Annotated in this window: 21 protein-coding genes and 1 pseudogene; 11 read left to right on the forward strand and 11 right to left on the reverse strand. The window is 61.0% G+C overall.

What is annotated here, in order from left to right; all coding sequences use genetic code 11:
* Positions 1-45 precede the first annotated feature (45 nt).
* From ACRYJK_RS07095 to ACRYJK_RS07105, 3 genes are read right to left on the reverse strand one after another with little or no spacing between them, the layout of a single operon-like run.
* Entirely contained in the window at positions 46-492 is a 447-nt protein-coding gene (locus tag ACRYJK_RS07095) for a hypothetical protein (RefSeq protein ID WP_482666834.1), read from the reverse strand.
* The gene (locus ACRYJK_RS07100) at positions 492-818 is read right to left on the reverse strand and encodes a hypothetical protein (RefSeq protein WP_482666835.1); all 327 of its coding nucleotides are present in this window, start codon (positions 816-818) and stop codon (positions 492-494) included. Before ACRYJK_RS07100 ends, ACRYJK_RS07095 begins: the two co-directional genes overlap by 1 nt.
* 28 nt (positions 819-846) lie before the next feature.
* The gene (locus ACRYJK_RS07105; RefSeq protein WP_482666836.1) at positions 847-1,344 is read right to left on the reverse strand and encodes a response regulator transcription factor; all 498 of its coding nucleotides are present in this window, start codon (positions 1,342-1,344) and stop codon (positions 847-849) included.
* Positions 1,345-1,689: 345 nt separating this feature from the next.
* Here ACRYJK_RS07105 and ACRYJK_RS07110 point away from each other — a divergent pair, with 345 nt between their 5' ends.
* The 5 genes from ACRYJK_RS07110 to ACRYJK_RS07130 all read left to right on the forward strand — a co-directional run bounded on the left by ACRYJK_RS07110 (position 1,690) and on the right by ACRYJK_RS07130 (position 8,209).
* Positions 1,690-3,264 (forward strand): LA2681 family HEPN domain-containing protein, encoded by a 1,575-nt coding sequence (locus tag ACRYJK_RS07110; protein WP_482666837.1) that lies wholly within the window; start codon positions 1,690-1,692, stop codon positions 3,262-3,264.
* Between the two features lie 532 nt (positions 3,265-3,796).
* Positions 3,797-4,732, forward strand: coding sequence for a patatin-like phospholipase family protein (locus ACRYJK_RS07115; protein ID WP_482666838.1), 936 nt, complete (start codon positions 3,797-3,799; stop codon positions 4,730-4,732).
* 161 nt (positions 4,733-4,893) lie between these two features.
* Positions 4,894-5,946 (forward strand): cyclic GMP-AMP synthase DncV-like nucleotidyltransferase, encoded by a 1,053-nt coding sequence (locus ACRYJK_RS07120; RefSeq protein WP_482666839.1) that lies wholly within the window; start codon positions 4,894-4,896, stop codon positions 5,944-5,946.
* A 20-nt stretch (positions 5,947-5,966) separates the two neighbouring features.
* The gene (locus ACRYJK_RS07125) at positions 5,967-7,724 is read left to right on the forward strand and encodes a ThiF family adenylyltransferase (protein WP_482666840.1); all 1,758 of its coding nucleotides are present in this window, start codon (positions 5,967-5,969) and stop codon (positions 7,722-7,724) included.
* Positions 7,700-8,209, forward strand: coding sequence for a Mov34/MPN/PAD-1 family protein (locus tag ACRYJK_RS07130; protein WP_482667415.1), 510 nt, complete (start codon positions 7,700-7,702; stop codon positions 8,207-8,209). The genes ACRYJK_RS07125 and ACRYJK_RS07130 overlap by 25 nt, the downstream gene beginning before the upstream one ends.
* A 366-nt stretch (positions 8,210-8,575) precedes the next feature.
* On the opposite strand, the gene ACRYJK_RS07135 is transcribed toward ACRYJK_RS07130, so the two are convergent.
* The 5 genes from ACRYJK_RS07135 to ACRYJK_RS07155 all read right to left on the reverse strand — a co-directional run bounded on the left by ACRYJK_RS07135 (position 8,576) and on the right by ACRYJK_RS07155 (position 12,853).
* Positions 8,576-9,349, reverse strand: coding sequence for an alpha/beta fold hydrolase (locus tag ACRYJK_RS07135; RefSeq protein WP_482666841.1), 774 nt, complete (start codon positions 9,347-9,349; stop codon positions 8,576-8,578).
* An 83-nt stretch (positions 9,350-9,432) separates the two neighbouring features.
* On the reverse strand, positions 9,433-9,684 hold the full coding sequence (locus ACRYJK_RS07140) for a hypothetical protein (protein ID WP_482666842.1): 252 nt from the start codon (positions 9,682-9,684) through the stop codon (positions 9,433-9,435).
* Between the two features lie 799 nt (positions 9,685-10,483).
* Positions 10,484-11,311, reverse strand: coding sequence for a hypothetical protein (locus ACRYJK_RS07145; RefSeq protein WP_482666843.1), 828 nt, complete (start codon positions 11,309-11,311; stop codon positions 10,484-10,486).
* Positions 11,308-11,958 (reverse strand): hypothetical protein, encoded by a 651-nt coding sequence (locus tag ACRYJK_RS07150; protein WP_482666844.1) that lies wholly within the window; start codon positions 11,956-11,958, stop codon positions 11,308-11,310. Before ACRYJK_RS07150 ends, ACRYJK_RS07145 begins: the two co-directional genes overlap by 4 nt.
* A gap of 13 nt (positions 11,959-11,971) precedes the next feature.
* A complete protein-coding gene (locus ACRYJK_RS07155) occupies positions 11,972-12,853 on the reverse strand; it encodes a 3'-5' exonuclease (protein ID WP_482666845.1) in 882 nt (293 codons plus the stop codon).
* Positions 12,854-13,166: 313 nt separating this feature from the next.
* Here ACRYJK_RS07155 and ACRYJK_RS07160 point away from each other — a divergent pair, with 313 nt between their 5' ends.
* A complete protein-coding gene (locus tag ACRYJK_RS07160) occupies positions 13,167-14,072 on the forward strand; it encodes a penicillin-binding transpeptidase domain-containing protein (protein ID WP_482666846.1) in 906 nt (301 codons plus the stop codon).
* A 298-nt stretch (positions 14,073-14,370) separates the two neighbouring features.
* Here the strand turns inward: ACRYJK_RS07160 and ACRYJK_RS07165 are convergent, their stop codons facing one another.
* Both ACRYJK_RS07165 and ACRYJK_RS07170 read right to left on the reverse strand, forming a co-directional pair.
* Positions 14,371-14,952 carry a thermonuclease family protein gene (locus tag ACRYJK_RS07165; protein ID WP_482667416.1) on the reverse strand — a complete coding sequence of 194 codons (582 nt, stop codon included), beginning with the start codon at positions 14,950-14,952 and terminating at the stop codon, positions 14,371-14,373.
* Positions 14,953-15,105: 153 nt separating this feature from the next.
* Positions 15,106-15,363: pseudogene (locus tag ACRYJK_RS07170) on the reverse strand (excalibur calcium-binding domain-containing protein); the annotation flags it as partial.
* A gap of 217 nt (positions 15,364-15,580) precedes the next feature.
* Between ACRYJK_RS07170 and ACRYJK_RS07175 the strand changes: the two are divergent.
* The 4 genes from ACRYJK_RS07175 to ACRYJK_RS07190 all read left to right on the forward strand — a co-directional run bounded on the left by ACRYJK_RS07175 (position 15,581) and on the right by ACRYJK_RS07190 (position 20,602).
* Entirely contained in the window at positions 15,581-16,048 is a 468-nt protein-coding gene (locus ACRYJK_RS07175) for a hypothetical protein (RefSeq protein ID WP_482666847.1), read from the forward strand.
* 1,972 nt (positions 16,049-18,020) lie between these two features.
* Positions 18,021-18,311 carry a hypothetical protein gene (locus tag ACRYJK_RS07180; protein WP_482666848.1) on the forward strand — a complete coding sequence of 97 codons (291 nt, stop codon included), beginning with the start codon at positions 18,021-18,023 and terminating at the stop codon, positions 18,309-18,311.
* Positions 18,312-18,390: 79 nt separating this feature from the next.
* A complete protein-coding gene (locus ACRYJK_RS07185) occupies positions 18,391-18,906 on the forward strand; it encodes a hypothetical protein (RefSeq protein WP_482666849.1) in 516 nt (171 codons plus the stop codon).
* A gap of 1,411 nt (positions 18,907-20,317) precedes the next feature.
* Positions 20,318-20,602, forward strand: coding sequence for an ArsR/SmtB family transcription factor (locus ACRYJK_RS07190; protein WP_482667417.1), 285 nt, complete (start codon positions 20,318-20,320; stop codon positions 20,600-20,602).
* Positions 20,603-20,900: 298 nt separating this feature from the next.
* Here ACRYJK_RS07190 and ACRYJK_RS07195 read toward each other — a convergent pair.
* A protein-coding gene (locus ACRYJK_RS07195) for an IS5 family transposase (RefSeq protein WP_482666850.1) occupies positions 20,901-21,652 on the reverse strand; the annotation gives its coding sequence in 2 pieces (ribosomal slippage) (positions 20,901-21,319 and positions 21,319-21,652; 753 coding nt in all).
* A gap of 375 nt (positions 21,653-22,027) precedes the next feature.
* On the opposite strand from ACRYJK_RS07195, the gene ACRYJK_RS07200 reads away from it, so the two are divergent.
* Entirely contained in the window at positions 22,028-23,332 is a 1,305-nt protein-coding gene (locus ACRYJK_RS07200) for a S1 family peptidase (RefSeq protein ID WP_482666851.1), read from the forward strand.
* Positions 23,333-23,743 lie beyond the last annotated feature (411 nt).

Consider the following 23,743-nt stretch of genomic DNA (forward strand, 5'->3'; position numbering starts at 1 on the left):
CCGCCCAGGCCGCAACGCCGGGACTGGTCAGCAGATCGAGCCCAATCAGAGCAGACCGTGATAGGGGCGAGGCGGATGGCGCACCGACGCGGGTCCGGCGATCGTCACCGCGATCAACAGCACGACAGGCATTAGCCAAGAGAGCGCAGTTTGCATTACGCCGTACGTGTAGCTCTCGATGCCAGGCAGCAACAATCGGACCGGATGGGCGATCAACAGAACTCCCTGAAGAGACGTCATCACCATCGGCCAAACCCGATCTGCCCGCAGCGAAACGGTCAAGAAGAGCGCGCAAAGCAAAGCATCCAGGATAAAATGTGAGAGAAATATGCCTCCCGGGTGGTACGGGATGAGCCAGTCGAGGACCGGGTCCAACCCTTGAACCCCCACAAGCACAAACCCGCCCAACCTCTCTATCTGCCCGCCCCGACGCAGTGCCACGAGTGCTACCAGCAGCGTCAGCAGGAGATAGAGAAGTGGACGGATCGCCATTATGAAGCGCGCTGCGCTTCAACGAGGTGGCCCGACGGTTTGCAGTCTTCGTGAACGTCGGGCACATACAGTGCGCGCACATCATCTAGCGAGGAGTGCACCCGGAGGATGTCGCTCGACGCTTCCACCAGGCTTTTCTGTGCGGCGACGAGCCGAAGAATTGCGGCCTGCCCCGTCGCCGCCGGCGCATCGCTCGACAGACGAGCGCGCATCATCTCCTGCAGCAAGCCCGCCGACGTGAGCAACGCCTGATCAGTAGCTTGCTCAGCCTCACGCACCGCTCGCCCAATGCGCATCGCTGCAACTGACTTATCGGTAGTGGTCATCACTCAATCCTTTGCGAGCGATGCGTCCCTAGTCCGACAGAAGGGTGTCCAATGTGAGGGCAATCGAGGTGCCGATGAGGAGGATCACGACAATCAGCACCATCATAGCCACGATCACTAACAACCTTCCGCCGGCCCCCAGGCCGAGCACCGCGAGTTGGAGGCGATCGAAGGGAGCGGACCGAACTTGGCGAAATGCTACACCGCTATCGCAAAATTCAAGGACGCTCGACTCGTCGCCGACCTCCTCGTTATCGGCAGCTACACAGCCACCATCGAGCCGGACCGCGTCGCATGTGATCCCGTCATACGTGGCCATTTTCACATATATTCGAGCGGCTTCGTCGCGGCTCGAAGCACCCAGCACGGCGATCGCTCGCTCCAAACGAGCGTCAACCGCATGCTTGGACAGCGAAAGGCGCCGGGCGATCTCTTTGGAACTGAGGTGCTCGAAGGCGACGAGCTCAAGTGCCTCTCTCTGCTTTGGCGACAGCAACCTCAAGTCCGGACCGGAAGGATCAGCCATCACTTCCGCCTGCCGCGTCCCGGCAGGTGCCGATCTGCCCGGCTCCTTCGACCCTATGTATCGCGAGGCTGATGTCCGCCGCCGCTGTGTGCAAACCCTGCTCATCCGCTATCCGAAGGGCGTCACGGAGGACCAGTAGGAGCTCACGATGCGCGGATCCCTTAGCTGACCCGATCCTCACTACCGCGCGCGCGTCAGTTGCGGTTCCGCCCATCCCTACGTGGTAAACCAGGCACAGTGCCGACGCAATGAGGCTCCTTTTTGGTGCCTCCTGGGGCCGCATTCCCGAAGAATTGTCGCGGTGGCACGCCCCACTGCTACCAAGACAGCATCGAGGAACGACAATTGGCTGCATCGGAAGAACTCGAGAAACTGCGCGGGCGCTCGATCACGAAGCTCGGCGACGACGACGCGCTCGAGCACATCGGCATCCTGATAGACGCCTCGAATGACGCCGGCTACGGCCGCGGCGCAGACCGTGCTCTCCACCTGCTCGACGAGCTCGCCAGGCGCGAGCTCGCGCCCCGCGACGGCGCCCTGGTCGAATACTTCCGCGCCAACGCCTGGAGCGTGAAGGAAGAGATCGCGGGCGACCGCGGCTCGTGGGCCTGGGAGCATCCGGAGCGCGAACAGCAGATGCTCGCCCTTTCGCGGGCGGCGGTCCATCCCGGCTTCGTGGATCTCGACTTGCTTCGGTGCTGCCAGATCCTGACCAACCGCGCGAATCAGCTCGACACTATGGGGCGCTTCATCGACGCGATCGAAGGCTGGGACCACGCGCTTATGATCATCCCCCGTTTCGCGATGGCGCAGGCCAACCGCGGCTACGGGCTCAAGCGTTACGGCGGCCTGCTGGACGACAACCGGCACCGCGCAATATTTCAGCTCCACGCGCACGACGGCTTGGTCGCCGCCAGCTCGGCCGGCGCGATATACGATTCCGAATACCCCGACGCCCTGCTCCAACAGATCGCCGACGCCGCGGGGTCGTTCGCCCAGGCCGGGGACCTTGACCGTATCAGGGAACTCCAGGACCTTGACGGCCCGTCGCTCGGACGGAGCAAAGCCGAGCGCGCCTATCGGGAATGGTGCCTCAGGCGCCGGCTGTTCCTGAATCCTTTGAACGACATCGGCCCGCATTCGGCGGCGGCTACCGACGACCTTGTGCTGCCGCCGATCCTAGAGGGCTTCGGAGACCGCCCGGACGCCCATCTTCCGCCCCCGGTCATCGGCTTCTTCAATCAGATGAAGCAGGAATACGCGTCCGCCCGGTTCATGCTCTACGAGGGGCTCAAGCACACCGGCACGCACTTCGCGGACCGTGGCGTGCAGCTGTTCGACACCCTCGACTACCCGATGCACTCGCTCGCTACTGAACGCATCCGCACCGCCTTCCGCGTCGCATACTCGCTGCTCGACAAGGTAGCATTCTTGGTCGACCACCACTTCAAGCTGGGGAAGATTCCCGACCGCATCAACTTCCGGAACGTGTGGATGGCGGAGGGAAGGCCGCGACTGCTCGACCGGTTCAAGGAATACGAAAACTGGCCGCTGCGGGGGCTCTACTGGCTCTCCAAGGAATTGTTCGACGGGAACCTGAACAAGACGACGGGTCCGGACGCGCGCGAGCTCCACGAAATTCGCAATGCGCTCGAGCACAAGTATCTGCAGGTCCACGAGGGGTGGGCCTGGAATCTCATGATAACCTCGCCCAACTCCCGGGGGCTCGGACTCTCGATCGCCAGCGACCGTCTCGAGGCGAAGGCCCTGCGGATGATGAAGATGGCGCGGTCGGCGCTCATTCAGCTCGCGCTTGCCATCGGGGTCGAGCAGCGGGCGAAGGCCGTCCCCGACGAGCTTATCGGCACGATGCCCCTGATCGGGCTCGACGACCGCCGCAGGAGGCGCAACCCATCCTGACGGTGCCCCCACGCTTGTTACTGTGGGCATGCCGATACAACATCTGCCATCACCGCAGATGACCGAGAGGATATCGTCTCACGGCACCTCAACGCGGGGGCACAGCTGCGGGCGCGTAAAATTTGAGTCCTGAATAGTTCTAGGGACATCAATTGGATAATTGTATGAGTGTTGATGCCTCCTGCTCTGCCTGAGCACGCGTCTGGTCTTGAGCCGTCAGGAGACAGGCCGCTAACTTAGCGCCTATGGGAGAAAGCGGACGTCAGTCCGACGCAAGAAATTTGGGAGGCCCGCGGACTGCGTCGCAGGGTATTATGCAACCCTTCAAGGGAATCTCATGAAGCACCTCCAAGCCATAGACGAGATAACTAATTCGCTTAGTCTGCTGCACCGGCGGTGTGCGCCGGAGCTGACTGTTCGCCCAAGGTGTTCCCGGTAAGCGGCTTCCAGCTAAGCGCTTGTCCAGTAGGACAACCGACTGCCCGTGTCCCAGTCACGGGGAAGCTCAGAGCAAATGACAAGGATAGATTGTGTGTCGAATGATGGTCCGGCCCCATTTCGGATTCTGAGCCTCGATGGTGGCGGCGCCAAGGGGTTTTATTCGCTCGGTGTCCTGCGAGAAATTGAAGGCCATGCCGGCAAGCGCCTTTGCGAAGTCTTCGACCTGATCTTCGGGACAAGCACGGGGGCAATCATCGCGTCGCTGCTCGCCCTTGGGCACTCAGTCGATGAGATTTACGCGTTGTACGCAGAGCACGTCGTGCGCGTCATGAAGCGCAAGTCATCGCGCGAGAAGACCGCTGCGCTCTCTGACCTTGCCCGCGAGGTCTACCGCGACACCCAGTTCGATGCTGTGAAAACCGGCATCGGCATCGTTGCCACGAAGTGGGAGATTGAGCGCCCCATGATCTTCAAGGCGAGCGTGGCCCAAGCACATGGGCGCAAGGGCACATTTGTTCCCGGCTTCGGCGTGCCGGTGGGCGACGCGGTTGTCGCCTCATGCTCGGCCTACCCCTTTTTCGAACGAAAGTTGGTGACCACCGCCCAGGGCGACCGCGTGGAGCTGGTCGACGGGGGCTATTGCGCCAACAATCCCACACTCTACGCGATCGCGGACGCCTTGAGCGCGATGGAGCAGCCCGCCGCCGCGCTACGCGTCGTCAGCGTCGGAGTTGGTATCTACCCGCAACCCAAGCCAACTCTATTCAGTACAATCTGGTTCGCGCGATATTTCAAAAGTGTGCAGCTCCTCCAAAAGACTCTTGAAATCAACACCCAGTCGATGGATCAGCTTCGGCACATTCTATACAAGCACGTCCCGACGGTCCGCATCAGCGACACTTTCGAGCGGCCGGAGATGGCTACCGATTTGTTCGAGCACGACCTCGATAAACTGAATCTATTGCGCCAGCGCGGGGTAGAGTCATTCGCTAAAAGGGAACTCGAGCTTGCGGCGTTGCTGTCGTAGCCGGACCGAGCCCTTGCTGGCGCAGTTGCTTGGCAAGGACTCGCCACGCCTCCTGTTCACGCTTTGTGCTTGAATCCAGCACGTTACGTCGGTAGACTGGTAGACCAACTAAGCTGCGGATAGGGTCCGTCCAATCGACTTCGATTTGCCAGAGGAAGACTATGTACGACGCGTCCGCTGAACTGCTGGGCTACCATAATGCCGAGGTGAACCTACCCAGCACTGAGCGCACCAACATGCGCAAGCGGCGGGACGCCAATCGCGCCCGATTGAAGAAGGGCCTTGCCGATGCCGGTAAACCCGCACCGATTGGGCAGCACACGCAAGGCTCCTACGCCATGCACACGATGGTGCAGGATGAGAACACCGATTACGACATCGACGACGGCGTCTACTTCCGTAAGGATAAACTCGTCGGCCCGAACGGTGGAGAACTGTCGGCCCTGAGCGTGCGCCAGATGGTTTGCGACGCGCTCCAAGACGATCGCTTCAACACGCCTCCTGAGGTGCTCAAGAACTGCGTACGGGTCTACTACAACGAGGGCTTTCACGTTGACGTGCCCTCCTATCGCCGGATCGAATCCACCGATCCTTGGACCGGAAAGGCGGTCTACTCCTACGATCTGGCGAGCTCCGACTGGAAGGCCTCAGACGCACTTGCGGTTACTCGCTGGTTCAAGCAGCGCAATGAGCATCATAGTACCGATTTTGACGACACGGATGGACAGTTCTGCCGCGTAGTGCGACTGCTCAAGGCCTTCGCGCGAAGTCGATCATCGTGGAAGTCTCTGACTGCGACCGGCTTTATGATCACCAAACTCGCCGACGACTCGTTTTCGGCGTCCGCTGGTCGCGACGACATTGCGCTCCGAGAGACGATGAAGGCGATCCGCTGGCGTCTGGAGCGGAACGCGACCATTGCCCACCCCACCATCAACGGTGAAACGATCGGGCACGACAACGATGCCCGACCGGGTCACTTCAAGGATCGGCTGATGGAGAACCTGAAGCATCTGGAAGTGCTCGACACCGCCGACTGCACGCATGAGGCCGCTATGGCCGCGTGGGACAAGGCGTTCTATACTGATTGGTTTTCGCAACAGCCGCCACCAGAGGAAGGGAGTGACGGCTCAGGGAGCAAGAGCGCCCGCTCGCCGACTCGGCCCGTCGAGAAACGCGAGGGTGGTCGCTACGCGGGGTCGGCGTTGCCTTGAGTTTTCTCGCAACGAGGCGTTTGGCGGCGATCGAGCAAGTCAGGGCCTGGGTCGAGACTGAAATTCCCAACGCTCAGCGTCTTTCCAGCGCACAGCTCCTGGCGCTCGGGCTCAATGAAAGCTGGGACGGATGGAGGTTGCCGCTTCCCGGCAGCGAAGCAGGTTCGTTGAACCTGCTCCTCAATGCCGAGTTCCCCTATTCACTGCCGCGCTTCTCGCTGGATGGCCGCAGCGACCTGCTGCGTGCCCCGCACATCGAAGCAGGCGGGCGGCTCTGTCTCGCTGGTGACGGTGGCCGGGCAGACACGCTCGATCCAGTGGCCGTGGTCGAATATTCCCACCGCGAAGCGCTTGCGCTCATCGCCGAAAACGAAGCCGGCGGCAACCGAGACGATTATCTGCTCGACTTCGATGCATATTGGCGGCGCGATGTCACCCGCGACTTCCCAATCCGCACGTGGCTGCGCCCCGAGGCACGCAGCCGAGCCTTAGCGGCGTGGCACGGTCAGGAATTCTACCTCGTCGCGGAGAACACCGACGACTGCCGCACGTGGTTGAACAACCGCTACGGAGTCGACGACACTCGAACGTTCAAGGACGCCGTCGTCATTTGGCTAGATCGCCTGCCCGAGCCGGACAACTTTCCCAACGACGCAGGCTCGTTACGACGCTTGGTCGCTGAGCGCTCACCGGATGGTCTCAGGATATTCGACCGGCTCATGACCACCATGATCGAGCGGGCGACCGTGGTGCTAACCGGAGCCACGTCGGCAGGCGAGATCGCCCAAGCACCGGCTGTGATCGAAGATCCCAACGTGGCAAGAGCCAGCGGGAAGGCTCCGAAGCCGAGAGTGTCGAAGGGGTTCCGACCAGGGCACGTTCCGCCCAACATTTTGGCTGTCCGACGTTCGGCCCGCCGGGTAACCGTGGAGCGGGTCGACGCCTGGCTAGGTCGGATGCGCGCCGGCGAAGGTGGACAGCTCGCGGAGAAGCGTGTTGCCGTGCTCGGATGCGGCTCAGTGGGCGCCGGTGTCGCGAAGCTGCTGCTTCAATCTGGCCTGGGTCGCGTTGTGTTGGTCGATCCTGACACCTTCGCTTGGGCCAATTTGGGCCGCCATGAGCTCGGCGCAAACAGCATCGGGAAGAACAAGGCAGCGGCACTCGCGGACCAGTTCAGGCCGATGTACCCGCACGCGCGCGAAGTCCGGGCGGAACCGCTCAGTTGGCAATCGCTCTTGAGGCGAGAGCCCGACGCACTGCGCGGTTGTGATCTGGTGCTTTCGTTGATCGGCGACTGGAATGCCGAGAGTGCGCTAAACGACCTGCAGAGGTCCGGCACGGGGGAACTCAGTTCACCGGTCCTGTATGGATGGCTCGAAGAGCAGGCCGGCGCGGCGCACGCCCTTGCTATTGGATGCAACGGAGCCTGTCTTCGCTGCGGCTTCGGCGCGACGGGGACAATACGGATTCCCGCGACCGCTTGGCGCCGCCAGAGCCCAGTCGCGTGCGGTGGCCCGACGAGCATCTACGGCGCGATCGAACTCGCACCCGCACAGGCCGCCATCGCTTCCCTCGCCCTGGATCTCCTCCTCGGCCGCTGTTCAACGCCAGTCAGGCGCGCTTGGCTGGCCCCTCAGCTGGTGCTTGAGCATGGCGGGGGATATTGGCATCCATCCTGGGTCGATCGCTTTGGAGACCCTGGTCGCGGGGGCGTTCTGACCGCAACTCCTTGGCCGGAAGATCCTGAGTGTCCATGCCCTCATCACCCAGCGACCTAACTTTCACCGACCCGACTGGGGATCTTCGCGTCTTAGTTCGTGGAGCTGTGCTTCTGCACGTCTCACACCATCGCCAAACTTCGTGCTGGAGACGAGAGGCTGGTGGACAGCTATTCGCGCGAATTCATGGGGACGAATGGTCAGTCGAGCAGGCCACCGGACCACGGCAAAGCGACTTTCGTAGCCGTTTCGGCTTCCGTCCCAATCGGAAAGCCGAGCAGCAAGAAATAGTAGAGCGCTTCACTGCGGGATTACACTATGTTGGAGACTGGCACACCCACCCCGAGAGCAGTCCGAAGCCGTCTTCGACTGACCTATCAAGCATGAATGATATGGTGAGCGCCTCGCGTCATGAACTGCCGGGGTTCCTTATGATGATCGTCGGCACACGGCCTGGCCCCTCCGGTATTTGGCTGTCCATTCACCATGCGAATGGTGAGTGGAGCCGCCTTGATCAGTCGCAACCAACAATGGACGACACTTGATTTTTGCCTGCTGCTTGGTTGGAGGCCGCCATCCGGGTTTACCAGTGCGTCATCACTTGATCCCATAGTTTCGCGGGCCGCTTCGATGGCGGCTCCACCGGCTCAGCGACGCATGGCTCGTGCGGTCTTCCCTTAGGACCTGCATTTTATTCAGGAACAGCATGCGAGTTCGACACCCTCGGCGGCACAAGCGGCATCGCCGCTTTCCACGGAAGTTAAGGATCCATTGCATGGTGGGCGGGTTTGACGCACCAAGCCACCATCCTGGATCAGCTGAACGAACGGCGGTTATCGGAGGCTCAGTGCGGTCCTGGCGAATGGCAGGGATGGGGCGCGTAGCTGCCCTGCCGCTGCGATCAAGGGGCATCACCGAGTTGCGGCAAGTATCACAGCAACTGTCTCGTCAGGTTGGTCTAACATTGGAAAGTGGCCGCTTGCCTCAAACCAGTTCACGTCGGCGGAAGGAAAGGCGGCCTTTGCACGCGCCGCCTGTCTCGGCAGGCATAAGCGATCGTGGCGACCCCAACCGATTACGATCCGCCGAGAGAGATCGGCTGCTGGACCAATTTGCTCAGGCCCGCTGGCGAGATCATTCACCAGAGCATCGAATGTTGACGTATCACTTAAGCTTTCAAGCTCGGTCGCTACAACTGTCGGGTCGAGCGCCCAAGGGTGAGCCGACAGCTGCGCTAGCAGCGCTGTGCGTGACGCGGCGTTCTTGCTTAGCGTTGGCAGCATAGGCCGGATTGCCCGAACCAACCGCCCCGAGACACCGATGGTAACTTTGAAGAATGTGCGTTCCCAGCCGCGCCAAAAGCCGCCAGGATCAAGGGCCACCACGTTGCCGACCAAGCCACGCCGCGCAAGCTCCAGCGCGATCCGCGCACCCATTGAGCTACCGACGACGTCGATTCCTTCAAGTCTGTGTTCCGCGATGTAACGCTCGACGCTATCAACGAGGCCGTTGAAGGTCCCGCTATCCGGGCCGGCTGGACTTGCGCCGTGTCCGGGAAGATCAACCGCTATAAGCGACCGCTCAGCACTGAGGGCGTCCATGACGGTGCTCCACGACTTCCAGCTCCCGCCGAGACCGTGAAGTAGTAGCAGCCGGCGGCCAGACCCGCGTTGAACTTCGTGCATTCAGCTAAACTCCGATTGGTTACCCTAAACCATCGAGATTGACCTTCGGGACCGACGATCGGTCATCGAATTGATGATACGAGTTAAGTCAGTCGGGTCATCGCGCGACCGACCGCTTCTAGGTTACGTGATCGCGGCGTCGAATGACCGATATTGGGCGCAAAGCGGACGCCCGCAGCGATGACCTGTTGAACGTAGCGACGCATGCGTCGAATGCGATCGCCGAGGGCGACGTCGAGCTGGCGTTGCATCGCTCGGATGGAACGAGACAGGCAATATGAGTCGATGACCATCTCGACCTCGATCGCGTCCAGTCGCAGATCGTGGTTCGCCATCCCCCCGGCCCTTCAGCGTCGCGCTTTGCATCCGCCATCGAAGGCCTCTCACTTGCTCTGCTAATGGGAGGGCCAATAGTCACTACGTCGAAACGCGACAGCAGCGATTGCGGCCGGTCAGCGTATTCGCAGTGAGCACCCACTGAACGGGACGGAGGTCGGCAGACCCCATCACTCACGCACCGATCATACCAGCAACGAGCAGTGCTCAGCTCGAGCATTCCGAGCAGCGTGTCGTGAGGATTGCCGTGACGGCGATCGCTCGACACCTTCTCGAACTCTTCCAGCTCGATCAGCGGATTGGCACTGCGATGCTGGGCCATCGCAACAATGGGAAGCGCGGGCTGCGCGCCGGTGTAGCCACGAGCCGTTCCTGCAAGAGACCGGTTGTCGCCGTCGCCGCCCACTGGCGGCAGCACCAAGGATAGGCTGGCCGTTTCCGCCATCAAGCTTGCATAGTGGGATTTGCCGGTGCCCGTCGGACCAACCAGCAGTAACGGTCGAAACGCGACCCGTTCAAGAATGTCGGTGGCGACGTCCATCCAAGGTGCGACGGCGCGTAACGACGCTATCATCTGCAACGTGCCCGAAGCGTCGCGTCTCAAGCCCGACCAGCCGCAGAGCGGGAGTTCGTTCAGCAGAACGGCGTAGTGATCTTATGGGGAGTGATGGCCATATGTGCTGACCATCGCCTAAGGCTCGATATGGGTGCAGACCCCAACCGATGGCTCGGGTCTCCGCTGTTGCAACGTATCGCCACCATCCAGCGATGTGACTTTTGTCCACGACACCGGGCTCACTAATCGAGCTCGATCTCAACATTGCAGAAGGCGAGGCCAAGCAGGTGCTCGCTAAGCGCTCGCGCGCCGCGAATGTGGGCGACCTCACCCCACTTCACCCAGCGATCGATGCGCTCGTGCAACCACAGATACATGCGGTCCCGCGAGTACTCATCGCCGAACACCATCGACCAAACCACCCGCCGCATCGGCAGGTTCGGGCCGAGTAGTCGCCCCACCAGCGTGATGGTCGGCTTCGACATCGTCTCGCCGCGAATGAACCGATAGGGAAGCTGTTCGGCAAAGCTTTCCTGCCTGAGAAGCAGATCCTGCAGCTTCTCGCGATCATGCTCCCCGGCCCTGCCCCCGCGCGCCCGAACCCACGTGAGGCCCATCGCGACGGGAGCATCCGCCGCCGCGCGCGTCATCGCCAGCATGGCGAGAATGGCTTTGGCTTCGGGCGTCAGCGGCGAGTTCAAGAGCGCCGCTCGGTTGACCGTCAGCAGCAGCCTCTGTCCGTGCATCCAGGCGGCGTAAAAGCTCTGCCCCGGCCAGTCGGTGCCAAAGATGTCGAACACGCGCTCTTCGATGTTGGGCTGCCGGCGATCGAGGACGACGAGAACCGACAGCAGGAACTCGAGCTGACGATCGAGGTCAGCGCGGCTTAATGGAGCCATCCCGAAGCGATCCTCCCACAGTGCTTCGCGCAACGAATTCCAGCGCACGCCGTCCTCGTCCTGCAAAGGGCCGCTGAGATCGTCGGAGCCCACGCGCGTGAACCAATAGCCCCACGGTAGCTGCGGATCGCGCGCTTCTTCGTAAGGCCGGCTGTCGGACCCGCGCGTCATGATTCGTCTCCCGCGGCATCGTCGAACACCGCAGGCTCCGGGTCGACGGTCCGACCGCGGGCGATCGCGGCGAGTCCGGCGGCGAGCCGCACGCACTCGCGGTAGACGAAATGCTGATCCCGATACGTCTGACCGCTTTCGCGCAGAGCCTGCTTCTGCGCCATCGGCACCAGGTCAGTCTCGTGGTTGGTGTCGAAACCAAACCACCACACATCCTCCTCCACCGAGCGATGGGCCAAGATCAGCTGAGGCTTCTTCGCCGGGCGAGAGGGGGTGTGGCAGACCGAAATGGGCTCGGGAACCTTGGCCTCGCAACGCGAGGCATAGGTAAGCCCTCCGTGAACGTGCAGTCCCAGCGCGTCCGGCACCGCTTCGTGCGCGTATCCGAACAGCGGGTGTGCGATCTCAACGCCAACGTAGCCCGACAGCGTGCCGTCACGCTGCCGCAGGATGATGCAATTGAGGCCCGTTGCCTGATCAACCCAGCTGATCTTCTCGTACTCACCGCGCCATGGCCCGTCTTCGAGCGGCCGTCGCGCCGGGACGCGAAACAGCGCGGCCGGGGTGATGACCGTTCCACCGATCGGGACCGGAGGAGGCTGGACCACCGGAAGGTTGGTCGCCGCCTTCAAAGTTTTATTTTCCATCTCTCACTCCCTCTCAGCGATACCGGTCGAGGGCGGTGCGGCGGGTGATGCGCGGCGCCATGGCGCGCGAGCGCTTGTCGGGTGCGTAGACCTCGCGAGCGAGCCAATATTCTTCGTCCATTCGGTCGCGGTCGAAAACTTCGCGCCACCAGTGCTGAGCCTTGGGATTCCAGCGGTAGCCGCGCTGCCGGAGAGCGTCTTTCACCGCATATTCGGCGCCGATCGCTTCGATCAGCCAGCTATCGGAGGCGGCATTGGTGACGAGTTCGGACAGCAAGGTCGAGCCGTCGCTACGCTGGTGCGACAGCAGCTGGATTACGGCGTCGACATCGCCGTCGGCACGGTGCGCGTCGTAGAACCAGCCAGCCTGTGCACACAGCCAACCGAGCGAGCGCCCCTCAAAGCCAGCACCGCGCCAATCGATCTCGTGGCACGAACAGGCCCATGCCTTCGGCGGAAGGGAAGCAAGCCGACGCTCGATCAGCGGACGATCGAAGCTCGCGTTGTGGGCGATCACCAGGTCCGCCGAGGCGATGATCTGCAAGGCAGCATCTTCGTCGATGCGCTGGCCGACCAAGTCCTGGTCGGTGATCCCGGTCAGACGCGAAATGTCCTCGGGCAGAGGGACCCCGGGATCTTCACGCCAGCACCGCGCAGCACCGATCTCGAGGATGCGACCACCATCGTCGAACTTGAACCGGCGCACTGCCAATTCGATGATGAGGTCGGTGTTCCCGTCGAGCCCCGTCGTCTCCACGTCGACCACCACTGCGACCCTGTGCGGCGCCGAGATATCACCCAGTCCGGTATCGCCAACACGCAAGGCGATCCGACGCAACTGACGCACGTCTGTCTGCTTGCCGTCATCAACGGCCCCCACCGCACCTGCGGTCACCGCAATTTCCGTCTCTGACCCAGCAGTAGGACCCGACAACCCTGCTTTGTGGAGCATATCTCACCTCCCTGCGAGCGGGCGACGCTCGATGGCTAGGTAGATGGGCTCTGTCACGCATAGTTCAATGGTTCTTGAACCGCCAATGTGTTTTTTGTTCTTGTTTCCCCCGAGCCCTCAGCACCAGCGAGCATCGCTGCCGAATGCCGAAGGCCACAAATATGGGGCCTCTTTGGACGACGCTCGGTGAGTTTGCCTACCGTGCGCCCCCTCGGGTTGTTACAGCAGGCATTTAGGATGGCATGAGGAGCAGTGCATGAAGCGACGGAACATTGGCCTGACCGCGATTCTGAGCGCGGGCGCGGTCGGCGTTGGCTCGTGCGCGGCGACGCTCCCCAGGACCGAAGCCTCCCTCGATCGTTTTGAAACAGTGAGCGCGGCAGGCTGCGAGAGCGTCGCGGGCGGAGGGCGGGCAACTGTCGTCATCCTGGAACCAGAGCGCGCCAAGAGATGGGTGTGCAACCCCGCACGCGCGAAAGTTAGGTTCGCCCCCGCCTCAACTTATAAGATTCCGCACACCCTTATAGCGCTCGAAACCGGAGTTGCGGCCGGGACCGACATTGTCTTCTCTTGGGATGGCAGGGATCGCGGAGTGGCCGCTTGGAACCGTGATCTGACGTTGCGTGACGCTGTCGCGAGCTCCGCCGTGTGGGTGTTTCAGCGGCTCGCAGCCCATATCGGTTACGGCGCCGAACGCGAATGGGTCCGGAGACTGCAATACGGTAACCAGAATGTCGGTGGCCCATCTGACCTGCGTCATTTCTGGCTGTCGGGTCCGCTCGCTATCAGTGCTAACGAGCAAATCGAATTTCTGCAGCGTCTGGCGATGCGCAGGCTTCCAGCGTCCGAAGCCAACTTAAGACAGACGATCGATAGCTTAGACGTCGGGCGGACGACTGACGGCTATCCCATTTACGGCAAGACCGGTGCGATGCTCCCGATCGACGATGACGGCTTTCTGAGACAGTCGCCCGAAGGCCTCCTTCGGCCGAATGTTGAACGAACCGGATGGTTTGTCGGCTGGATCGATCGACCTAGCGCCCAGGGAGGGCCGATCTACTTCGCGCATAACCTCGACCTCGCCCTGCCCAACGCGATGAATGGGCGAACCGCATCGCTCTACGCAGTCCTAAGACACAACGGACTCCCGGCACCGGAATGATGCGTCAAGGGGTTCGACGGGAGCGTTCGCGAACGCTCCCGTCGATCAGCGAAGACACCACCTTTCTATAGCGCGCTGTCCCTGCCCGCCGGAGCGATCTCTCGTACCGGCGCAGTGACGGGTGCACGGACAATTGGCGAAGCCATCTCGGCTTTCTCGGCCAGACCCCTGGCGCACCCCGCAAAGCCCAAAAGGGTCGCGGCGAGCATCAGGATGGACAACAGCTTTTCAGCGAGGCTCAATTCGGGCGGGCCGTCCTCAGGGTGTGGCCAATCGCGGGGCATCTCGTCTCTCTCGACTAACGACTGCGCGCCCGACGAAAACCGGCAGCTTGCGCCTCGGCTTCGGAGCAGAACGTGGCTTCGGGTCGCGTACGCGCGTAGTAGGGGTCGCTTGGCAGGTGATAGATCTGCTCGCCCTCGCGGTTGACGTTGCCCTTGATCGTGCAACCGCCGGCCGAACCGACCGCGCGCTGCGCCACCGCCGTTGCGGCACGACTTTCCCCTCGGAAAACTTCGGGCCGGACGAGATCTGGGTCCGCCCAAGCGCCCCGCCGCTGCTCCCGCGCAGCGTCCTCGTCGGCCTGATAATCCAAACTGTAGCGCGAGAACGCGACCGCCATCCCAGCGCGAACCATCATCGCGCCAAGGTCAGTAGCGCCGACGCGGCAGACGGCCACGATCCGGTCGTAGGCATCGCGATCGCGCGGGCTGCAGATAACCGACTGGCCCTCGATGAACCGACGCAGGGTATTGCTGGCCTCGCGGCCCCGGGCCTGCTCGGTCTCGAACGCGTCCACTCCGAAAAGTCTGACACGCTGACCTTGCACCTCGAGAGTGTCGCCATCAACGATCGTAGCCGCACCGACCAGCGCGGGCACCGGCGCGGCACGAGCAGCCCCCGGCGCCCCCCCGCTGGGCACAGGATGCTCGACCTGTGGCAGCATTCGGACCATCGGCACCTGCCTTACAGCCGGAGATGCCCCCGCCGGGCTTCGGGAGCGCGCTCCGGCAGGTACCGGCTCGCACGCGATTCCGTCACCATCGCCGTCCAATCGAGGATTGTAGCCCGCCTCCCCCCGGCGCATCGGAGCCGCGCCCGCTGCACGAGCGGCCGCACAGCTCTGGTAACCACTCGCTTGAGCGCGATAGGCTGGGAGCACAGGGCGAGCTTGCGGCTCTGAGGCTGCCCCTCGATGACAATGCCGCGTGCCAGCACGTCGATCGAAGTGGCATCCGTCGGCCGCGAGGCCGCCCGGATGCAACAACAGCAAGAAAGCTGCGACGATCATTCCCCTCTCCCATCGTGACGCGCGGCTTCGGCGCGTGAATGCGGCATCTACCACTGCGACCCAGAGATCAATGGACCAAAGTACACAACGGGGCCTTCTTAAGGCGTCGATGACTATTTCGAGTACAACGCCGCGCCGAATTCGGGCGGGATTTCAAGGTATATCTGGAGTGAAGTCTTTTCTGAGCATGTGCTCAGATGGAAAAGGACTTGGCAAAATGATCGCTCAGACCGAACATAATGGACGTCCCGTCACGTTCCGCCACGGACAGGACAGCGAGAATTTCAGGAAGGAATGGGGCGGAGACCTCGGCAGGCCCGTAACGGGCAGCGTCTCTTCGTCTGAGGTCGACCGCTTCCTCACGAAGCTTAATGGCGTCACATCAGTCGACTATGAAACGCTCAAGCGACAGAACCCCAACGAAGATCTGCCGACCGGATTCGTGGCATTCCGACTCTACGATGCGAAAACGGGCGATCTGATCGGTGGTACGAAGGTCGCAAACGCTGCCTCGAAACCAGTCAATCTGCATGACATCTACTTCATCGTTCTCCAGTCGCCCTATTTCGAGGTGACCGCGTGGAATGGCACGGTCGCCCGATCGAACAGCTTGCCGGGTTGTCTCGACCTGGAACTCGACATCGCTATACTTGAGCGCCTCGCGATGCCGGCTTGGGAGCTGTAACTGGCCTTGATAATGAGGACTTGATCCAGTCTACGTCCTCAAACCGGGTGCGAAAAAGTTCGTACAGCGCATGAAGCCCAGCAAGGCTATCAGCGCGCCTCGTCCAGTCGCCGGTAATACGGCGACGGACGAGGTTGGCTCGCGTCCTTACCGTCAGATGGCTCACCCCATCATTGTCAGCATCAATCATCGCGAGAATTGCCGCGAGGTAGACAGCGGCATGCGGGCTTACTCTTGACGGCGAATGCCAAACGAAACGTTTGCCCTCAATCTCGATTTCAACGTCTGTCCCTCCGGAAGGCGGATAGGTCACCGAACTTTCGACGGTTACGGTAGCCCTCGTCGCTTTTTGCCCTCGCTGTAGCCTCGCCATCAGGATCTCCATTGTTGAAAGTCCGATGTGCCAGGCCGCCAATTAAAGCTGTGTTATGAAAACAGTCAGTCGATCCAATGTGGACATGATCGGGGCCATACGTAACGCATGACCTGGGTACCGAATTGCCTTCATCGCCATGGCGCCCGCACGGGGGTAAGGCGGGTGCTTTCGTCACACGGACGCGCGACCCGTCTTCGGTCCGCGTCCAGCCGCTTATCAGGCGTGCACATCCAGGGAGACCGACGCGCCGTGGACCTCCTCGTCGGCGAGAAGCGCCCTCATGGCACCTGCGTCCACGTCCAAGCCAAAGCCGAGGCCATGGAGGAGGATCGCCTGCGTGCACGCCTCGAGATTGCTACACGCTTCAATAGCGAGCGGCCGTGAAAGAGTCGACGCGGAGCAACCATCCACGCGAGGGGATCGTGCGACAGGCCGTCACGCTGCCGTGTCTTCGCACAGTAGTTGCGCCACCGGCAGCTCTCCGATGGACCTCCAGTATGTATCCCGCCAGCCCTTCGGGCGTTCGAGCCTCACGACGGGCGAGGACTTTTTTCAGACTGCGAAAAGCAGCAAACTCGTGGCGGAGTCGCGATTGGCGCAGGGATTGCGGCGGACGTCGAGCATCCGAGGTGAACGGGCCCAATTTGTCAAAGAGCCCTGTGTAGGCTTGCGCGAGAGCTTGCCCGCTCTCTTGTGCCTGAGTCTGCATACGAAGCAGAGATTGTCCGTCAGTAACCGGGGCGACGGACGCAGACCGTAGGAATCCCGTCGTTACAAACGACAGATCACCGACATCATCGCCGTCCGGAAACCGGAGCAGACTTGGTAGCCTAGTAATCACCCCCCGCGCTGCTGCCACTGGCTAGGCCTCGTTCGGCTTACGCGTCAGCATGTAGCCTGCGCGTTTCCGGCAATGTCGTTTTCCACGTCCAAAACGGAACCTTTTTGTTCCCTCTTTCCGTGCTCGCTGCGGTGATAAAAGTAGCGTTCTGGCTCTCGTCCCAAGCGCCAAAGCAGCCGAGCGGTATCAGAAGTGGCACAGGTAGGGAGATTGGATTGGGAACCAGCACGGCTCTGCTTTGGAAGAGCCGTGATTCCTGCATCTCTTGATCGCAGGCCACCTCGGCAAAGGCGAACCAAGGCTGAAAGGCAGCGAGCTTAGCCGCAGACTCGCGGCTTCACTCGGCCGCAACATCCCTGAAATACCTGTCCGGTGAAGGCGATGCCACTGAAGCGGCCGATCATGAAAGCCTGGCCAGCGATCAAATCCCATAACGGCAGCACGATCGGCGTCAGCAGATATCATCGCACCTGATACCGGTCCGAGGCACACGTCCGCGACGACCTACCACCGCCGACATCGGCAACACTCTGCGGCGCAGCACTGACCACGTAGCAACGGCAAGCGGCTTGAATTGCGAACCGACAAGTTGCGACCCAGCTCTACCTATCTTGCTGGTTGTCATTGTTGCCCGCATCCCGAGACAACCGTTTTTGCAGTAATTGACGGAGGACGAATTGTCTAATCAAGAAATCGTTGACCAGTCCAACTTGACCTTGCGTTCCGAGTACACTTTCCGGAGGTCTCTGAAGTTCGTGCTGAACGAGTATGGCGAACCAGTTCTGATCGACGCGGGCACGAGCTCCCGGAAGATTTGCGACTTCGACGCCACAGCGTTGGCAGAAATCTCAGAGAGCAAGGCTCTGCTTACAATTGTTCAACTGCTATGGGATGTCGCGCGCGACGAGTTTTCCGCGGGCTATCACTTCGGCGCCCGATGGCAGCGCGAATGCTTTGCGAGAAAGGATCCGGACTGGGCATTTCGCCTGTTTCGGGCCATGGGTTTGATGCCCTACCAAGAGGAAGGCGCAGAACTCGACGATTGATCCGTTGTGGACACATATCATCAAGCCTGGCCGCCGGTCGATTTATGACGCCCTTCTGTCTTGAAAAAGGGGGGCAGTCTTGCCGATTTCCGATGTTGTAGTCTCGATCGCTGATATTCTTAACGCAGAGGGCTACGACGTCGTCGCACGAGAACTCCGGCGGGAGTTCACCACGGAGTCGCCTCCAGATACAGACCGAAACGTTACGACAATTGCGCAGAGGATGTCGCCCAGCAGCAGTGCTGCGGAAGACAAACGAAGAATGACTGTCGATTTTCAAACGGCACGCGCTTATCCGCTCGCGGAGTCCTCACCTCCAAAGACCACATTCGGGGATCAACCAGAACGCGATCAGATTACTCACGCAATCGCGTTTCTTCGTTGGCGACTGGTACGGCCAGAGAAAAAGTTAGCGGAAGCCGAACGCCTCGCGGGTCATCTCGTTGAAGGCCGCGACATGCCGGTGCGGATTGAGTTCGTCAACAACGAGACGGAAAGTTCTTTGAGACGATCCGATAAAGCCGGAAGCGTCGGCCACGTTAATCGGCTCGACGAAGTACTGAGCGAGATCTTGGCTTGGAGCCTGTCTCAGTGAAGCTGCCAAAGGGTCTAGCAAAGAAACTGCGCGCCGCGCTCCACCAACTAGGGGCAACCCACTCGATAGCCACAACGCAACTCCTGCCCGGGAAGGCGTTAGAAACTTGGGTCCTCTTGCAGCTAGCTGTTCACGCCAAGAATGCTGGCGGCTGGCTCGTCACCATATGTCAAGGTGACGGGCATCCATGTCGCTCCGGCCAGACATTCAGATTACCTCAAAGCGGAGCGGGCATTCGCTCCTCAAATGCGTCCGGGCCTGGCTTCGTTCGTCTAATCAAAACCAACGACCGCCGAGTTCAAGTCGAACTTCATCAAGATTTGAGGTGGATGGGGCGAAGTGACACCTCTCACGAGTGCGATATCTCCCTCGTTCCGACCGCAATCGCCGATCCACTCAGAAACGCCATCGTCGGGGACCGCGATCGATATCCAATCGGCCTGCCTATCGCAGCCTTTGAATGTAAGGATCGAAGGGATAGTGCAGTCACTGACGAAATGCGTCAGAAACTCGCAAGGCTGTTCGACCTTGCCCTTGTCAGAGCCGGGCGAAACCCCGTCCGGATCAGGATGTTATCGACGTTAACTAACGGCGGATGGGGCCTCTCCTATCCATCATATCGCGGAAGCTTTAAAAAGGGATGTTACGGGATCGTTCGGACGACAGGCTTTCAGCCAGGCTGCCGAAGTTTGGGAGCGTATTACTACATCGACTGCCACGACAATGTGTACTCTGGTAACGGATCTATTCTGAAGATTGCACGGAGGTTTCTCAACGTGATCGACCTTATCGATCCGATCCACGGGATTTGAGTGATCGTTGCAGCGACCCTCGGCGTGCGTCTTCGCATATCTCGAGGCGTTGCGGTTCGAGGGGTCGCAGCATCGTCGCCCAGACCGCAGGCGCAGCGAAGCTTGCGATCCCGCGGACAGAATGTTGGTCGTCATCGCGGGGACGCCGGTGTGTTGTCGACCCCATGAAAGCAGACGGCATTCAGCGCGATCCCGCCCCCTTCGCTGATGTAGCGACGGCTCGATGGGGCCATGATGTTTCGCCTCGCGCGGGCCGCCTTCGCAAAAATCACAACTCGACCCGGTCGATTGACATCGGCTTCAGATCGAGCGCGCGCATTGATACTCACGGGCCGGAGGCGCGGGAGGGTCAGCGAGTAGCGGCGCTGGAGATTTTCAGGTGGCGCAGATGCCCGCGCTGCAGGAGCGTCGCCGCGTACGGCCGGCGATCCCGGCTATACCGACCGCCCCCCCCCAAGACGGCCACTGCATCGCCTGTGCGTGATCAACAACGCCGTCAGAACCTGCACAACATCTGATAGTTCAATGATGGGTTAATTAGAAAACCACCTTGATTCTCTCCCCATGAGAGATATCTTCGCTGCATGGATCCAATCGGAATGGTGGCGCCACTTAGCGCGCTGGCACAGCCTACAAGGCTCGCGATTTTTGTCACCATTGCCGCGGAAGCGGATGGGCTAAACTCGACTGACGTTGCCGAACGCACCGATACGCCTCGCTCCAACACGTCGACCCATCTTAATATTCTTCGTCACGCCGGCCTGGTGACGGCGACCCGGTCAGGACGAGAAATACGTTATCGAGCTGAACGACGCTTGGTCGAAGAGATGGCCGCATTCTTGCGCGATGCCGTTGCTACGGAAACAAATGGCGGTAAACGTTAGCCGAGGTCGCGGAAACGAGCGCGCTGTCGCTTAAGCAATTTGCCGTAGCGGCAACACGCAACCCCTTGAGCCTAGTTCGCGAACCTTTGACCGGGCCGGCGAGTCGAGGGTGATCGTGTCTCGCGCGGTCTCTCACCGCCCCCGGCAAAACTAACATTTTCGATCGTGAGCCCGCTATCTCTATTCGAGTGATCGCCTCGCCAGTCGTCCAACTTCGTCCACGGCAATAGCGGCACGGGAATAACCGCCTCTTAGAAGTCGTGTGATCTGCACTAGGGTCAGGACTCATTGGTCACAGTCAGAAGATGACGGTGGCAGCGAGTGCGGTGGCGGAGAAGAAGGCGGTTGGGCATCGGTCGTAGCGAGTAGCGACGCGGCGCCAGTCCTTCAGGCGGCCGAACATGATCTCGATACGGCTGCGGCGCCGGTAGCGGCGCTGGTCGTACCTGACGGGCTCGTTGCGGGATCGCCGACCTGGGATGCAGGGCTGGATGCCCTTGGCTTCCAGGGCGTCCCTGAACCAATCCGCATCATAGCCGCGGTCCCCGAGCAGCCATTGCGCCTTTGGAAGGTCGTCGAGCAGCGCTGCCGCGCCGATGTAATCGCTGACCTGCCCGGCGGTCATGAAGAAGCTTAGGGGGCGGCCGTTGGCATCGCTGACGGCGTGGAGCTTGGTGTTCATGCCACCTTTGGTGCGGCCGATCAGGCGACCAAGGTCCCCCTTTTTACCCCCAGGCTCGAAGCCGTGCGGTGTGCCTTCAGGTAGGTCGCATCGATCATCACCGTCTTACGTTCAGCGCCTGCGGCAGACAGCCCTTCCATCATTCGGGTGAAGACGCCCATCTCGCCCCACCGCTTCCAGCGGTTGTAGAGCGTCTTGTGCGGTCCATAGTCCTTGGGCGCGTCACGCCAGCGAAGCCCATTGCGGTTGACGAAGATAATTCCGCTCAGCACCCGGCGATCGTCAACCCGCGGCCTGCCGTGGCTCTTCGGAAAATACGGCTTGAGCCGCGCCATCTGCTCTTCCGTCAGCCAATAAAGGTCGCTCAAATCCAGTCTCCTTGCGGAGCCTGAATCAGATCACGCGCCTCACATCAATGGGTCCTGACCCTAACCGTCGAAGGGGCGGCCCCGTTGGAAGCATCTCCGATCGTTGCGACGCCAGCGCCGCTCAACCCGGACAATAGCTGTGAGCAGCAGGATACATTATCGCCTGGGCCAAACCTCGCCGACCCACCTCCCAGCCGCCGCGATAGTTGGGACGTAGCGTCGTGGGACGGATTGCTTCGAGATCATCCTAGCGACTGTGGATGACCCACCTGATTACGGCGGCTAAAGTTCCATTCTGGATGCAGATAAGGCCCTTGAAGGCGACGTCGGCAGGCCGTGTGCGTTTGAGGTAGGTTCGGAATGAGGAATCTTGTGATGCGTATCGCTTTCACGACATCGCTGCTTGCCATTTGCGCCGCCCTCGGTGTGGCGGCTCCGGCGACTGCTCAGGGGGAACAGACTCCCACACTTACGCCGGCGCAGGCGCTTGAGAGTGACGCGCAGAGTTACGCCAGGGCGTATTCGGTGCCACTGGACGAAGCGAAGCGCCGGATGCTCATCATGGGCAGCTCTGGCGCTGAGGTAACCCAGCTTGAAACTGATATCGGGAGCAATCTTGCTGGCACCTACTTTGATCATAGCGGCACCTTCTCGTTGGTTGTTCGCTTAGCGGGGGCCGCGGACCTTCCCGACCGATCCTTGACGATCGAAACCAGCCGTAATGATCTTGGACCGACTCAACTCGAGCTGCCGGTGCGCTTTGAACCGGGCGCTCCAGTGACGCGTGCCCGAGCGAAGGAGATCATCAAGAACAACAATGACCTGCTCCGCTCTCTCCTCCCGACGCTTCAAGGGTTCGGCCTCGACGAACGTACCGGCGAGTTGTCGATCCTGGTTCAAGGGGCGAGGACCGAGCAGGCCCTTTTCGATGCGCAGGAGGCTACCGTAGCCCAGCGGCTGGGCATGCCCGTGCGGATCGAGGCTGCCCCGGCGGCGCTCACACCCCGTGCCGTGCGGGGTGGGTCAGCGCTTCATCTCACCGACGGCACCCCCTGGTGCACAACCGCCTTCATCGCGAAGAACGCGGGCAACACGGTCGGCGTCCTAACTGCGGGCCACTGTGGTGACGACCCACAGCAGTGGCGCGAGGGAACTACTGGCTATCCGCTTACCTCTAGTGTACACTTCAACGGTTTTGAGGATTACGCTTTTCTGACGGGAAATGTCTCGTTCCTCCCGCAGTTCTACGGAAATCGAAACGAGGCAGCGCGTGTGCTGAAAGGTCAGCGCTTCCGAGAGGGATCAAGCACCGTTGAGCGCACCGCAACGACTGCGGGAAGCTACATTTGCGCTTATGGGCGGAATACCGGGCCCCGGTACGGTCAGTCCTGTGGGGAGGTGACCTCTAAATACTTTGATCCCAATTATCCGCATCCCGGCTGCTCAAACGGTCCGACGTACCAAGACTGCTACTCCAATTTTGTCGAGATCCGCGCCCGGGGAACGGAAAAAATGTACTGCATCGGCGGAGATAGCGGCGCGCCAGTATTCACCTACGATGTCGCGTGGGGAATTGTGTCCGGATGCGCCACCTATGCGAATTCCGAAGAGACGTATAACATCGTTTATACGCCGACGGACGAGCTCAGCTATGGCAACTACAGCTTGGTCTACGGGTGAGTGATATGTCGCGGATTGGGTGTTTGCTGCTGTTGGGACTGACCTGCGCGTGCTCACCGACATCGCAGACCGGAGATCCTTTGCCGTCTGTCAAAGACTCCGGTAATCCAATGACCCCATTAGCTGACCAACCCATCCTGCTCACTTACCCGGCGCCTTCAAGCGCGGTGCGGCATGCAATGGGACTAGAAGGAACCCTTGTTCTTGAGGGTCGCTGCTTTTTCCTGAGAACGCCCTCCTTCCGGTTCCTGCTCGCGTTTCCCGATGGTTCGCTGTGGATACCCCGAACGCAGGAGATCAGAATGGGAAGTCAGAGCCTTCGGGTGGGCTCTCGGGTGAGGCTGAGCGGGGATAGTCAGCAGTCAGCAGGTTCCGTCGCCCCCGGCTTCGATCCTCAAGGTTGCGACGCAG

It is taken from the genome of Sphingomonas sp. BLHR8 (assembly GCF_056821725.1).

Excerpts from the sequence above, each read along its gene's own strand:
- ACRYJK_RS07190 (WP_482667417.1), top strand. The coding sequence starts at position 20,318 with ATGGTGGCGCCACTTAGCGCGCTGGCACAGCCTACAAGGCTCGCGATT.
- ACRYJK_RS07100 (WP_482666835.1), bottom strand. The coding sequence starts at position 818 with ATGACCACTACCGATAAGTCAGTTGCAGCGATGCGCATTGGGCGAGCG.
- ACRYJK_RS07130 (WP_482667415.1), top strand. The coding sequence starts at position 7,700 with ATGCCCTCATCACCCAGCGACCTAACTTTCACCGACCCGACTGGGGAT.
- ACRYJK_RS07135 (WP_482666841.1), bottom strand. The coding sequence starts at position 9,349 with ATGCACGAAGTTCAACGCGGGTCTGGCCGCCGGCTGCTACTACTTCAC.
- ACRYJK_RS07200 (WP_482666851.1), top strand. The coding sequence starts at position 22,028 with ATGCGTATCGCTTTCACGACATCGCTGCTTGCCATTTGCGCCGCCCTC.
- ACRYJK_RS07095 (WP_482666834.1), bottom strand. The coding sequence starts at position 492 with ATGGCGATCCGTCCACTTCTCTATCTCCTGCTGACGCTGCTGGTAGCA.
- ACRYJK_RS07150 (WP_482666844.1), bottom strand. The coding sequence starts at position 11,958 with ATGGAAAATAAAACTTTGAAGGCGGCGACCAACCTTCCGGTGGTCCAG.
- ACRYJK_RS07175 (WP_482666847.1), top strand. The coding sequence starts at position 15,581 with ATGATCGCTCAGACCGAACATAATGGACGTCCCGTCACGTTCCGCCAC.
- ACRYJK_RS07145 (WP_482666843.1), bottom strand. The coding sequence starts at position 11,311 with ATGACGCGCGGGTCCGACAGCCGGCCTTACGAAGAAGCGCGCGATCCG.
- ACRYJK_RS07120 (WP_482666839.1), top strand. The coding sequence starts at position 4,894 with ATGTACGACGCGTCCGCTGAACTGCTGGGCTACCATAATGCCGAGGTG.
- ACRYJK_RS07105 (WP_482666836.1), bottom strand. The coding sequence starts at position 1,344 with ATGGCTGATCCTTCCGGTCCGGACTTGAGGTTGCTGTCGCCAAAGCAG.
- ACRYJK_RS07160 (WP_482666846.1), top strand. The coding sequence starts at position 13,167 with ATGAAGCGACGGAACATTGGCCTGACCGCGATTCTGAGCGCGGGCGCG.
- ACRYJK_RS07140 (WP_482666842.1), bottom strand. The coding sequence starts at position 9,684 with ATGGCGAACCACGATCTGCGACTGGACGCGATCGAGGTCGAGATGGTC.